General features: G+C 56.0%; 9 protein-coding genes. All 9 read left to right on the top strand.

Annotation, left to right across the window (positions count from 1 at the left end; all coding sequences use genetic code 11):
* The first annotated feature begins 39 nt into the window (after positions 1-39).
* The 9 genes from CHH75_RS14335 (at position 40) to CHH75_RS14295 (ending at position 12,893) form a co-directional block, all read left to right on the top strand.
* A complete protein-coding gene (locus CHH75_RS14335) occupies positions 40-1,020 on the top strand; it encodes an aromatic acid exporter family protein (RefSeq protein WP_095263635.1) in 981 nt (326 codons plus the stop codon).
* Between the two features lie 128 nt (positions 1,021-1,148).
* Complete coding sequence (locus CHH75_RS14330; protein ID WP_095263636.1) at positions 1,149-1,715, top strand: outer spore coat protein CotE; 567 nt, start codon at positions 1,149-1,151, stop codon at positions 1,713-1,715.
* Positions 1,716-1,816: 101 nt separating this feature from the next.
* Positions 1,817-3,070, top strand: coding sequence for a putative amidoligase domain-containing protein (locus CHH75_RS14325; RefSeq protein WP_095263637.1), 1,254 nt, complete (start codon positions 1,817-1,819; stop codon positions 3,068-3,070).
* Between the two features lie 60 nt (positions 3,071-3,130).
* On the top strand, positions 3,131-5,944 hold the full coding sequence (mutS, locus tag CHH75_RS14320) for a DNA mismatch repair protein MutS (RefSeq protein WP_095398508.1): 2,814 nt from the start codon (positions 3,131-3,133) through the stop codon (positions 5,942-5,944).
* A gap of 61 nt (positions 5,945-6,005) precedes the next feature.
* Entirely contained in the window at positions 6,006-8,027 is a 2,022-nt protein-coding gene (mutL, locus tag CHH75_RS14315; protein WP_095263639.1) for a DNA mismatch repair endonuclease MutL, read from the top strand.
* A gap of 18 nt (positions 8,028-8,045) precedes the next feature.
* The gene (locus CHH75_RS14310; RefSeq protein ID WP_095263640.1) at positions 8,046-8,825 is read left to right on the top strand and encodes a class I SAM-dependent methyltransferase; all 780 of its coding nucleotides are present in this window, start codon (positions 8,046-8,048) and stop codon (positions 8,823-8,825) included.
* Positions 8,815-9,795: a tRNA (adenosine(37)-N6)-dimethylallyltransferase MiaA gene (gene miaA / locus CHH75_RS14305; RefSeq protein ID WP_095263641.1), complete on the top strand. Its 981-nt coding sequence runs from the start codon at positions 8,815-8,817 to the stop codon at positions 9,793-9,795. The genes CHH75_RS14310 and miaA overlap by 11 nt, the downstream gene beginning before the upstream one ends.
* A gap of 19 nt (positions 9,796-9,814) precedes the next feature.
* A complete protein-coding gene (gene hfq / locus CHH75_RS14300) occupies positions 9,815-10,054 on the top strand; it encodes an RNA chaperone Hfq (protein WP_095263642.1) in 240 nt (79 codons plus the stop codon).
* A 193-nt stretch (positions 10,055-10,247) separates the two neighbouring features.
* Positions 10,248-12,893, top strand: a complete 2,646-nt coding sequence (locus CHH75_RS14295; RefSeq protein WP_095398507.1) for a transglycosylase domain-containing protein — start codon at positions 10,248-10,250, stop codon at positions 12,891-12,893.
* Positions 12,894-13,067 lie beyond the last annotated feature (174 nt).

The raw sequence follows: 13,067 nt of genomic DNA, 5'->3' as shown, positions 1-13,067 counted from the left end.
GATGAGAAGGAGAACCATATCATCCTAGCGGAGGCATACATGGGATTTCGAGTCATTAAATCAGCGGTTGCATCTTTGCTGGCTATTCTAATTACAGACGCATTGAACATCCCCGGCGCGACGTCCGCCGGTCTATTAGCGATTCTGGGGGTGGACGTCACCCGGAAGCGGAGCGTGCGCTCGGTAAGCGCCCGTTTTTTTGCATCTGTTCTGGGACTGTTGCTGGCCAGTATTTTATTCTATTCATTCGGATTTCATTATTGGGTTCTGGCCCTCTATATTCTTCTGGCGTTTCCGGCGATTGCCAAAGCGAACTTCAAAGAAGGCATCATCACCAGCTCGGTCGTTGTGTTCCGGGTGTTTTCCGGTGAGGAGATCGGATTGGACATCCTGCTGATCCAGATTGCCTTGCTGATCATCGGCCTCGGTTCTGCGATGGTGGTCAATTTGATCTACATGCCGAACAGCCAAGGCTCCATGACGGAAATTCGCCACAAGGTGGACGGGCTCTTCTCGGTCATCTTCAAGCATTTCTCACTTACATTAAAAGATCCGACCCATGTATGGGACGGACGCGAGCTAATTGAAGCAAGCCGCCAAATCGAGCGGGGCATCCAGGAGGCGAATCGGACGATGGAGAATCAAATCATTCATCCGAGCGCCAGCTGGAACATATATTTCTATATGCGCAAGGAGCAGATGGAGATCGTCCAGAGCATGATGCATCAGATTTCGCAAATTTACGAGAAGCTCCCGCACGGGGTGCTGGCCTCCGCGCTGTTCGAGCAGCTGAGCAAGGATGTCATATCCGAAGGGTACACCGGCCAAACCGAGGTGCTGCTGAGTGAGCTGCAGGCCAAATTCAGGGAGATGGAGCTGCCGACGACGCGTGAGGAGTTTGAACTGCGGGCAGCGATTATGCAGCTGTGCCGCGAGCTGGAGTATTATCTGAACATTTCGAAGAAATACAAGGCGCCCACGTCGAAAAAAGCTCGGGAGAAAGCGGAAAACGCAGATTAAATGCGGCAGGGTCGAACTTTTTTCTAATATTTTTGGCATCATATGAATTTATTTGGACCACTTCATTCAACATTCGCCCATGTCTTGCATACACATGTATGGAATGATTGTATGGAGGAGGTTCGAAGATGTCATTGAGTCATAAACACCAATGTAGAGAAATCATCACAAAAGCGATCTGTGGCAAAGGTCGTAAATTCTCTACCGTAACACATACCGTGACTCCGCCTAATAATCCGACCAGTATTTTGGGGGCTTGGATTATAAACCATCAATACGAGGCGGTTGCCGCCGGAGACGGAATTGAAGTTATAGGTACTTACGATCTCAACATCTGGTACTCGCATAACAAAAATTCACAGACGGATGTGGCAAAAGAAACGGTATCGTATGTAGAACGCGTGCCTCTTTCCTATCTGGATCCGAAGCATCGTGCGTCAACGGTTGAAGTGTCGGCAGAAGCGACACAGGAGCCGAGCTGCGTGGAGGCTACCGTGTCCTCGAATGGCACCAGTGTCATTCTGCGGGTAGAACGGGAGTATGCGGTGGAACTGGTGGCGGAGACGAAGGTTCTGGTGAAGGTGTGCGAGCATCAGCACGGCGACTACGAAGACAAAGATTTCGATTACGTGCTCGGTGAAGAAGTGGAGGATTATGAAGACCTTGAGTTTGAAAATCTGGAGGATGAACTGTAAGCTCTCCTCCGAACCGGTTGTATTACAGCATATGCGGTGAGGGCAGCTTTGCGGAGGGCGGATGCCCTCTTTTTTATTTTTTTCTTGGAGGTGGATTGACATTGATTAGACAGCTCGACAACCCCGTATCCCGTCATGAATATGTCCGCGTGGCCGAGGCGGCGGCATCGGCTTCCCAGTCCCGGCTTGAACGGTCGGGCATTCCGTCCCGAATCGTTTCCCGGCAGCGGCCACAGGATCGCTATACCGCCAGCTACACGGTAAGGGTCAGGCAGCTGATGCCGGCCTTCATCCAGCTTCATCTGCAAGGAGGCAGCTCGTTCCAGCATGAGCCGGACCCGCATACGGGTCTGTTCGCAGACGGGCTGCATCGACGGTTAGGCAAAGCGGCGGTGCGGACGCTCTACACGCTCGGCGCAGAGGAAGGCGAGGTGCAGCTGACAGTCCTGCCGGGACGCGGTTACGTGGTGGATGAGGTATGGCAGAAGGAGAGCAGCAGAAAAGCGGTGATGAGCGCTGGGCCTGTGCGTACCGAGGGTTCGTCTCCTGCAGTTGTAAACATGGAGGGCCAGCAGGATGCCGTATTGCTGATGGGGATGGATCCGGAGTTTGTGCTGGTGCGGGATGGACAGATTGTGCTCGCGTCCGAGTTCATGGACAGGGTCGGAACGGTCGGATGCGATTCGGTGCGCGACCAGGATCAGCTGATCTACCCGCTGGCAGAGCTGCGGCCAGATCCGCAGCCGGACCCGGAGGCGCTGCTGCTGGAGATGCGCAAGGCGCTGCGGGAAGCCTCCCGAATTGTGACGGACCGCTCGCTCGCCTGGAAAGCAGGAGGACTGCCTGTACCGGATTATCCGCTTGGCGGCCATATCCATTTCAGCGGGGTACCGTTAACGCTGCATCTTCTGCAGGCGCTGGACAATTATTTGGCGCTGCCGCTCCTGATTGTGGAGGACCCGCGGGCGAGGGGCCGAAGACCTCGTTACGGCTTTCTCGGCGATTTTCGCAGGCAGCCCCACGGCGGGTTTGAATATCGTACGCTGCCAAGCTTTCTGGTGTCGCCGTTTGTGACGAAGGTTGCGCTCTCCATTGCCTATCTGGTTGCCCGCTACAGCGACCGACTGCAGGCCAGACCGCTGAATACGGAACGGTACCACCGGGCTTTTTACGAAGGTGACGTCGATTTATTAAAGGAGTGTATGCCGGGGTGGCATCGGGATATGTCTTCCTTGCCGGAATATCCGAAATACGCATCGGAGATCGAGCGGCTGATGGCATTCATCCGGGAGAGCCGGACTTGGAATGAGAGCCGGGATATTCGCCCGCTATGGAACATTCCGGTCAAGCCGTAAGTCCATGCCGACAATTTCTGTTATAATAGAGGTCAAGCTTGAGAGGTATGGAGGTACGTCATGGCTAAATATACGCCGATGATTGAACAATATTTAAAGATAAAGGAACAAGCGCAGGATGCGTTTCTTTTTTTCCGTTTGGGCGATTTTTATGAAATGTTTTTTGATGATGCGATTCTGGCTTCGAAAGAGCTGGAAATTACATTAACCGGCCGGGAAGGGGGCGGGGATGAGCGCATCCCGATGTGCGGTGTCCCTTACCATTCCGCCGAGGGCTATATTCAACGTCTCATTGAAAAAGGCTACAAGGTGGCGATCTGCGAACAGATGGAGGATGCCTCCGCTGTCAAGGGTATGGTCCGACGGGAAATCGTCCGGGTGGTGACACCCGGCACGATCATGGACAGCAAGGTGGTTGGCGACAGGTCCAACAACTATATGGTGTGCGTGACCGGCACTGGCGGCTTGTACTCGCTTGCCGCGTGCGACCTGTCAACCGGGGAGCTGTACGTGACCTCGGTGCCGGCATCGGAGGAATGGCTGCGCGATGAGATCAATCTGTATGAGCCGTCTGAAATGATCGGCGATGCCGACCTGCTGGACGTCATCTCCGGGCAGATGCCGCCGGGAGGCCGGGCTGTGGTGTATACGCCTTGGGAACGCCGGGAGGACGAGCTGGTGAAATCCCAGTTCGGCGAGGCTGCCTGGGCCCGTCTGGAGGAGGAGCGCCGAATTTGCGTCTCGCTGCTGATCTCTTATTTAAGTGAGACACAGAAGCGTTCGCTCGGTCAGTTGACCGAGATTTCGTCGTATGAACCGGGGCAATACATGGTGCTTGATCCGTTCACAAGACGCAATCTGGAGCTGGTGGAGACGGTTCGCGAGCGCTCCAAGAAAGGATCGCTGCTGTGGCTGCTGGATCGGACGGAAACCTCGATGGGCGCGAGATTGCTGCGCCGCCGGATCGACAAGCCGCTGCTGTCCAAGAGCCGGATCGAGGAGCGGCTGGAGGCGGTTGAATATTTGTATCATCAGTACATACTCCGCGAGGATCTGCGCGGGGCGCTCAAGGAGATATATGATCTGGAGCGCCTCGTGGGGCGGATCGCCTTTGGCAGCGCCAACGGCCGGGATATGAATGCGTTGAAGCTGTCCTTGGGACAGGTGCCGGGCATCAAGGAGATGTGCGGCACTGCCGGGTCGGCGACGCTCCGCCGCCTGGCGGCGGAGATGGACGCCTGCGAGGACCTGCGCGAGCTGATCGAGGAAGCCATTGTCGATGATCCGCCGGTCTCGGTACGCGATGGCGGCATTATCAAGCCGGGCTTCCACGAACGGCTTGACGAGCTGCGCGAGGCCAGCACGAACGGCAAGCGCTGGATCGCGGAGCTGGAAGCCAGAGAGCGGGCGGAGACGGGCATCAAATCGCTCAAGATCGGCTATAACAAAGTGTTTGGCTACTTCATTGAAGTGACCAAGTCCAATCTGTCCTCGCTGCCGGAGGGACGCTATGAGCGCAAGCAAACGCTGGCTAATGCGGAACGTTTCGTCACACCGGAGCTGAAGGAGAAGGAGAGCCTGATTCTGGAGGCGCAGGAGAAGATGGTGGACCTCGAGTATGCGCTGTTCACTGAACTGCGGGACAAGCTGAACACCCAAGTATCCCGGCTGCAGAAGCTGGCTGAGAAAATCGCGGAAATTGATGTGTATCAATCGCTGGCTGCGGTCAGCGCCGAGCACCGCTTCGTCAAGCCGGAGCTGAGCGAAGGGTACGATCTGATCGTCGAGGGCGGCCGCCATCCGGTGGTGGAGGCGGTCATGAAGGACACGTCCTTCGTCGCCAACGGCACGGAGCTGCGGAAGGACGGCTCGTCCATCCTGCTCATCACCGGCCCGAATATGGCCGGGAAGAGCACGTATATGCGCCAGGTGGCGCTGCTGTCGATCCTGGCGCAGATCGGCTGCTTCGTTCCGGCGGAGCGGGCGGTCATCCCGATGGTCGACCGCATCTTTACCCGGATCGGAGCAGCCGATGACCTGATTGGCGGCCAGAGCACCTTCATGGTGGAGATGGCCGACATTCAGGTGATGACAGACAAGGCAACGCCGCGCAGTCTGATCATTATTGACGAGCTGGGCCGGGGAACGTCGACCAGCGAAGGGATGGCGATTGCCCAGGCGGTCATCGAATACGTTCATGACCATATTGGCTGCAAAGCGCTGGTGTCCACGCATTTCCACGAGCTGGCTCATCTGCAGGAGAGCTTGTCTGGCCTGCGGAATTTCTCGATGGCGGTGCAGGAGAGCGGGGATAAGGTGCATTTTCTGCGCAAGCTTATTCCGGGCGCGGCAGACAGCAGCTACGGCATTTACTGTGCGCGTCTGGCCGGTCTTCCGCACAGCATTATCGAGCGCGCCTACGGGCTGCTGCAGGGACTGGAGCAGGTATCGCTGCTGGCTGTTGGCGCCGGTCAGGGAGCAGCCGCAGCTGCTGGTGGGCTGCCTGGCGATGGCAGCCCGCGCCCGCATGAAACTGGCGGGGCTGCCCCGCTGAAGGAGCTGCGGCGCAGCGAGCCAGAGGCGCAGGCTGATGAAGCGGTCGCCATCGCTAGCGGGACGGCTGAGGCTGCCGCAGAGCGCGGGCCAGCGCCGGGCGAGGTGATCCAGCTGTCGATTTTTGACGAGGCGGATACGGCGGCTGCAGAGCATGCGGATGCCCGGCGACAGACAGCGGCCGCAGCCGAGGCCGCAGCATTCGACCCTCAGGTGAAGGGCATTATCGATGCGGTAAAAGGAGCGGATGTCATGAATATGACTCCGCTTCAGGCGATGCAATTGCTGAATGAGCTGAAGCAGAAAGCCAGAGACTTGTAAACGGATTTGCCGTTTATTCATAAGAATCATAGATGATCGTTACCGTAACGGAGGTGGAACCATGGGAAAAATACATGTGCTGGACGAGCATATCGCCAACCAGATTGCTGCGGGTGAAGTGGTGGAGCGGCCGGCATCGGTCGTGAAGGAGCTGGTCGAAAATGCGATTGACGCCGGCAGCACGAGAATCGATGTAGCGGTGGAAGAAGGCGGTCTTGCCAGCATACGTGTCACCGATAACGGCTCGGGAATCGATCCGGAGGATTGCGAGACGGCATTTTACCGGCATGCCACCAGCAAAATTGTTGAAGGGCGCGATCTGTTCCGGATCACGAGCCTCGGATTTCGCGGCGAAGCGCTGCCGTCCATCGCCGCCGTATCGAAGGTGCGCCTTATTACTTCCAGCACGGGCGATGGGCAAGGACGAAAGATTGAGATCGAGGGCGGCCATCTGCGGGTGAATGAGGAGACGGCTGCAACAAGAGGAACGGATTTTCTGGTTAGGGAATTGTTTTACAATACCCCGGCAAGGCTTAAATATATGAAGACCATCCAGACCGAACTGGGTCACATCTCGGATTACATGTACCGGCTGGCACTGTCCAGGCCCGATATCGCCTTCACGCTTCGCCATAATGGCAATACATTGCTGCAGACGCTGGGCAATGGCGATGTGCTGCAGGTCATCGCGGCGGTGTACGGTACCCAGGCGGCCAAGGCGATGGTTGCGGTGCAAGCGGAGAATATGGACTACACGTTGAGCGGCTACGTCAGCCGTCCGGACTTTACGCGTGCCAACCGCAACGGGATGTCGCTCATCGTCAACGGCAGGTACATCCGGAATTATGGCCTGTTCCAGGCCATTCTGAGAGGGTATCACACCTTGCTGCCGATCAACCGCTTTCCGCTTGCCGTCCTGCAGCTGACGATGCATCCGTCGCTGGTGGATGTCAACGTCCATCCATCGAAGCTGGAGGTCCGGTTCAGCAAGGAGCCGGAGCTGTACTCGTTTGTCGAGGAAGAGATCCGGGGAGCGCACCAGCAGGAGGTGCTGATTCCGCGACCGGCCAAACAGCAGATTGGCAAAGGAGACGGCGGGTATATTCAGGAACAGCTGCGGTTTGCGCCAGGACAGACATCGCCTTCTGCTTCCCCTGAGCGGGACACAAGGGAGATGGATGCACCAGCCTCGCCGCCGTCATCCGGGAACGCGTCTGCGCGGGTAGACCGGGACGCTGCATCGCTCCCTTCGGAGCCGTGGGGAGGCGGATTCGCCGCCGGCAGCGCCCAAGGCGCCGCGACAAGGCCGCCACAGGATGGGCAGGCCTATCGTGCAGGGCAAGGGTCATCCGCCTCGTCTGCGCAAATGAGAGAGACGGCAGCAGCCTCCAGTTATCAGTCGGATTACCGGAAGGCTCCTGCATCCGCTGGCAGCCCTAATGTGGCTGCTGTGACCCGGGAATGGCTGCAGAGCGCAGCCGGACCGACGCCGGAAATACCGGCGTTTCCCGAGCTATCCTATATCGGGCAGCACCACGGGACCTATATCGTGGCCCAAAATGACAGCGGCCTGTATCTGATCGATCAGCATGCCGCACATGAACGGATCAACTACGAGTTTTATTACGAGAAGTTTGGCAATCCGGCGGATGCTTCGCAGGAGCTGCTGCTGCCGATAACGCTGGAGTTTACGCCAGCTGAAGCGGAGAAGCTGAAGGAGCGGCTGCACTGGTTTGAACAGGCGGGCGTTTATCTGGAGTTTTTTGGCGGGCAGACGTTTCTGGTCAGATCCCATCCGTTCTGGTTCCCTCAAGGCGATGAGAAGGAGCTGATTGAGGAAATGGCGGAATGGGTGTTGAGCGAGCGCAATATTGATGTTGCGAAGCTGCGGGAGAAATCGTCCATTCTCTGCTCCTGCAAGGCGTCGATCAAGGCCAATCAGAAGCTGACCGAGCAGGAAGCAATGAAGCTGATCGAGCGGCTCGCTGCCTGCCGTCAGCCGTATACCTGCCCGCACGGGCGACCGATTATCGTCTCCTTTTCCGCCTACGATCTGGAGAAAATGTTCAAGCGTGTTATGTAGACGGCAAGGAGGAGTATCATGATTATAACTACTGGAGAAGCCGAGGCGCCTGACATTGTGGAGCGCGCACGGCAGCTCGCCAGGGAAACCGGTTGCCGGTACGTCCGGCGCTGCGGCATGTCGGTTCGTAAGCTGGCTGCCAAAGCCGGGGACGATACCGTTCTGGTCGTGCTGAGCGGCAATGTCCGGCTCAGCGGGCCGGACGGTGCGGTGATGGAGTTTCATCCCAGCATGGGGTTTATTCGACTGAAGCGGGTGCTGAAAGGCATCCCGGACCCGATGCTGGAAGCAGCAGGGATGGAGGAAGGCGACTCGGTCATCGATTGTACGGCCGGTCTCGGCTCAGACTCGCTTGTATTCTCGGTCAAGAGCGGGCCTCGTGGCCGGGTCGTCGCGCTGGAAAGCTCCCTGCCGCTGTATGCGCTGCTCAAGGAGGGGCTGCGCTGCTATGAGAGCCAGCTGGAGGCCAGCGATGACGCGATGCGGCGTATTGAGGTCAGGCACGGGCATCATCTCGACTATTTGCGCGCTTTGCCAGACCGCAGCGTGGATATCGTCTATTTTGACCCGATGTTTCGCGAGCCGCTCACGGATTCCGCTGCGATCCATCCGCTCCGGCTGTACGCCAATGGGGAGCCGCTGGATGCTGACAGTGTCAGGGAAGCGGTCCGGGTAGCGAGAAAATCCGTGGTGATGAAGGAATCGAGATTCAGCGGGGAGTTTGAGCGGCTGGGCTTTGCGGTCCCGGAGCGGGGAACATCGAAAATAACGTACGGAGTGATTTCCATTGACAGTTGACAGTAAACCGAAATTGCTCGTGCTGATCGGCCCGACAGCGGTCGGAAAGACGAGAATGAGCATCGAAATCGCCAAGGCATTCGGCTGCGAGATCATATCCGGAGATTCGATGCAGGTGTATCGGGGGATGGATATCGGAACCGCCAAAATCAAGCCGGATGAGATGGAGGGGATCCCCCACCATCTGATTGATATTCATGATCCGGAACATGCCTATTCGGCGGCCGAATTTCAGGAGCAGGCGACCCGCATCATCCAGGAAGTAGGAGACCGGGGACGCCTGCCGTTCATTGTGGGCGGCACCGGGCTGTACATTGAATCCGTCTGCTACGGCTTCCGGTTCTCGGAAGGGGGCGCCGACGAGGCGTTCCGGCAGGAGCAGCTCCGCTATGCGGAGGAGCACGGGGCCGAAGCGCTGCATCAGCGGCTGCATCAAATTGATCCGGAGATGGCCGGAAAGCTTCATCCGAATGACTTGCGGCGGGTCGTGCGGGCGCTGGAAGTATATCATTTGACAGGTGTCCCGCTGTCAGCCCAATTGGCGTCCCAAAAGAAGGAATCTCCCTATCAACTATGCCTTATCGGTTTGACAATGGATAGGCAAATGCTATATAAACGTATTGAAGAACGTATCGATCAGATGCTGGGCGAGGGACTCGTTGACGAGGTGGCGTTCCTGCTTGGCAGAGGCTTTGGACCGAGCCTCGTGTCCATGCAGGGACTCGGATATAAGGAGATCGTTTCGTATCTTCAAGGACAATGCAGCTATGAAGATGCGGTCGAGCTGCTCAAGCGGGATACGCGCCGATTTGCAAAACGCCAGCTGTCATGGTTCAGGCATATGAAGGACATCGAATGGGTGGATGTATCGAACCCGGCAAATTTTTCGGCTAATTATGAAAAAATCCGTGCTATAATAGCAGGAAAGTTCGGCTCAAATCTTGAATATACTTCAAAACAATCTAATTGATCCATTGGGGGTACGGCTAATGAACAAGTCCATTAACATCCAAGATACGTTCTTGAACCAACTGCGCAAAGAGAACATTCCGGCCACGGTATACCTGACAAACGGTTTTCAAATCCGTGGAACGATCAAGGCATTTGATAACTTTACGATCGTGATCGACAGCGATGGCCGTCAGCAAATGGTGTACAAGCATGCCATCTCCACGTTCATGCCGCAGCGCAATGTTTCCCTGATGCAGGATAACAGCAGCGAAGAATAAACCCGATCTGCTGATTGATTCCCTGGGTCCGAAACATACGGTTACAAAAGCATTTGAAACTTTTTCGTCTATAATTCGTTTAGTTGTATAAGGAGTGCAGAGAGCAACCTGAAAAGGTTGTTCTTTTCGTTCCGACGTCATCTGATGCGAACAGGTTCTAGTATATCCCGCAAGGGAGCAAGGAGGGGGACAAATGGCTGGAAAAGATAACGAGATGTCCAGGGTAAAGAAAAATAAACCAACACCCGCAGCTGGCAAAAAAACAGCCAAAAAGAAAAAAGGCAGAGGGAAGCGCATTGCATGGGCTTTGTTCTTCACAGCTGTATTTGCAATATTTTGTGCGCTGGCCGGCTATTTGTTCATCATGATCAGCGGCGAGAAGCTGCTGGAGCAAAATCAGGATAAATTGACGGCTTACGGAACTTCCAAAGTATATGACCGCAACGGTGTCCTTATGGGCGAACTGTCCATTCAGAAGAGCGACCCGGTTAAATATGAAGATATTCCCGAATTGCTGGTGGCGGCGTTTATCGCAACAGAGGACAAACGCTTCAATGAGCATAACGGGGTGGACATCTGGGCGATCGGACGGGCGGCCGTAAAGGATATTATGGCCCGCTCGATGGTCGAGGGCGGCAGCACGATCACCCAGCAGCTGGCGAAAAACATATTCCTCACGCGTGACAAGACATTCTTCCGGAAAGCGACGGAGATGTCGATCGCCTTGGCGCTTGAGCGGAATCATACCAAGGAAGAAATTTTGGAGATGTATTTGAATCGGATCAACTTCGGGGGTCCGTATTATGGCATTAAAGCGGCCTCCATTCGCTATTTTGGCAAATCCAATCTGGATGATCTGGAGCTATGGGAAATGGCGACACTGGCGGCTATGCCGAAGGGGCCTTCCCGCTACAATCCGCTCAAAAACCCGGACCTTTCCAAGGAGCGGCGTGCGGTTGTGCTGACGCTGATGGCGCAGCAGGGCTACATCTCGCAAGAAGAGGCGGAGGAAGCGAAGAAGGTGGACTATACGTACAAGCCGCCTGAAAGCAAGCAGCATTACACCGCCTTTATCGATTATGTGATGGAAGAAGCGGAGGAGAAGCTGAACTTAACCGAGGATGATCTGAACGTTGGCGGCTATCAAATCTATACAACGATGGATATGAACGCACAGCGTGCGGTCGAAGATGAGTTCAACAATCCGGCGAACTTTGAGGAAAGCCCGGATGATCAGCCCGTGCAGGGCTCCATGGTTATCATCAACCAGGAAACCGGCGGCATTGTGGCGATTTCCGGCGGCAGAGACTATATGCGGGGCGGATTCAACCGGGCGACGGACAGCCGCCGTCAGCCTGGCTCTTCCCTGAAGCCGATCGTTTCTTACGCGCCGGCGCTGGAAAGCGGGGAGTTCAGCAAGGATTCCAGGCTGAGCAACAAGCAGCAGTGCTTTGGCAACTATTGTCCGAGAAACCTACACGGTTATTCCGAGACGATCAGTATGTCGGATGCGATCCAGAACTCGGAGAACATTCCGGCGGTGTGGCTGCTGAATCATATCGGTGTGAAAACCGGCGTTAATTTTGCTCAGAAGCTCGGCATTCAAATGACCGAAAAGGATATGAACCTGTCGCTTGCCCTTGGCGGGATGAGTACAGGCACCAATACGTTTGAGATGGCCCAGGCGTTCAGTGCGTTTGCCAATGGAGGCCAGCTGAACGAAGCGTTTGCCATTAAGCAGATTAAAGACAGCAAAGGCAAAATCATTTACGAGAACAAGGGACGCAACGCCGAACGCGTCATGAGCGAATCAACAGCGATTCAGATGACGGAAATGATGCAGCGCGTCGTTCAGGACGGTACTGGACGCAATGCCCGAATCAGCAGGCCGGTAGCCGGTAAAACAGGCACCACGCAGAGCGGTTATGAAGGTATCAGCTCGAACCGTGACGTGTGGTTCGTCGGATATACGCCGGAGCTGACGGCAGCAATATGGATGGGTTATGATCAGCCCGATCGCCAGCATCTGCTGAAGCGAAGCAGTTCGATGTCCGCGGCGATGTGGGGTAAGATTATGGAGAAGGCGGTGCAGGGTTATGAAGCGAAATCATTCCCGAGCATGGAAGCCGAAACGCCTCCACCGGAGCAAAACCATGAGCTCGCCGCAGTAACCGGTCTGACGGGCTCGTATGATGAGCAGAGCCTCAGCGTCAAGCTGAGCTGGAACCCGGTTGAAGGAAACGGCATTATGTACCGCGTCTATCGCAAGGAAACGTCAGAGGCTGAATACAGACGGATTCTGGATGTGAGCGGAACCTCTATGGATGATATGAGCGCATTGGAAGGCCTGACATACGAGTATTATGTGACGGCCTATGATCCAGCTACAGATACCGAGTCCGAGCGTTCCAACATCGTGCAGATTGTCGCTGCCGGCGAACTGCCGCCGGAGGACCCGGAAGAACCGGATTCGGAGGAGATCATCGATCCTGACATCCCGGACGACGGGACCGGCGGGATTGAAGATCCGGGCATGATCGATAATCCTGGAAATCAGGGCGACCAAGGTCAAGGAGGCAGCCCGGATCAGAACCAAGGGCCGGGCCGTGGCAATGGAAACGGCGGCAATGGCAGTGGTCCCGGTCAAGGGAACGGTCCCGGCAGCAATGGTCCAGGTGCCGGAGACGGGGCCGGAGGATCCCCAGACGGCTCTGAGAACGGGGGCGACTCCAATACCGGTGAAGACACTGGTGACAGCGTATCGGAGCCGGAAGTGGAGACGGTACCCGGAACGGTAGTGACACCGGAACAGCCAACCGAACCGACCGACAATCCATGAATGAAGCGCGAGCAGCGGGGTGTCCCCCCTCTGGCTCGCGTTTTTTTCGGTTCATAGCGAGCCTGCGAAGGAAGGAATTTATAGAAAGGGCTTGCGGTTGGCCTGATGCGGTTGAGTAAATGACGGATTTTGAGTGTACAATCCAAATGTGGTAAGCTGAGAATACGATATGGG

This window comes from Paenibacillus sp. 7541, from assembly GCF_002276395.1.
Taxonomy (GTDB): domain Bacteria; phylum Bacillota; class Bacilli; order Paenibacillales; family Paenibacillaceae; genus Paenibacillus_AQ; species Paenibacillus_AQ campinasensis.
This window is presented reverse-complemented; position numbering and strand designations above follow the sequence as displayed.

What these genes read in the sequence shown, in the direction of transcription:
- CHH75_RS14295 (WP_095398507.1), top strand. Translation starts at nt 10,248, where the DNA reads ATGGCTGGAAAAGATAACGAGATGTCCAGGGTAAAGAAAAATAAACCA.
- mutS (WP_095398508.1), top strand. Translation starts at nt 3,131, where the DNA reads ATGGCTAAATATACGCCGATGATTGAACAATATTTAAAGATAAAGGAA.
- hfq (WP_095263642.1), top strand. Translation starts at nt 9,815, where the DNA reads ATGAACAAGTCCATTAACATCCAAGATACGTTCTTGAACCAACTGCGC.
- CHH75_RS14310 (WP_095263640.1), top strand. Translation starts at nt 8,046, where the DNA reads ATGATTATAACTACTGGAGAAGCCGAGGCGCCTGACATTGTGGAGCGC.
- CHH75_RS14335 (WP_095263635.1), top strand. Translation starts at nt 40, where the DNA reads ATGGGATTTCGAGTCATTAAATCAGCGGTTGCATCTTTGCTGGCTATT.
- mutL (WP_095263639.1), top strand. Translation starts at nt 6,006, where the DNA reads ATGGGAAAAATACATGTGCTGGACGAGCATATCGCCAACCAGATTGCT.
- CHH75_RS14330 (WP_095263636.1), top strand. Translation starts at nt 1,149, where the DNA reads ATGTCATTGAGTCATAAACACCAATGTAGAGAAATCATCACAAAAGCG.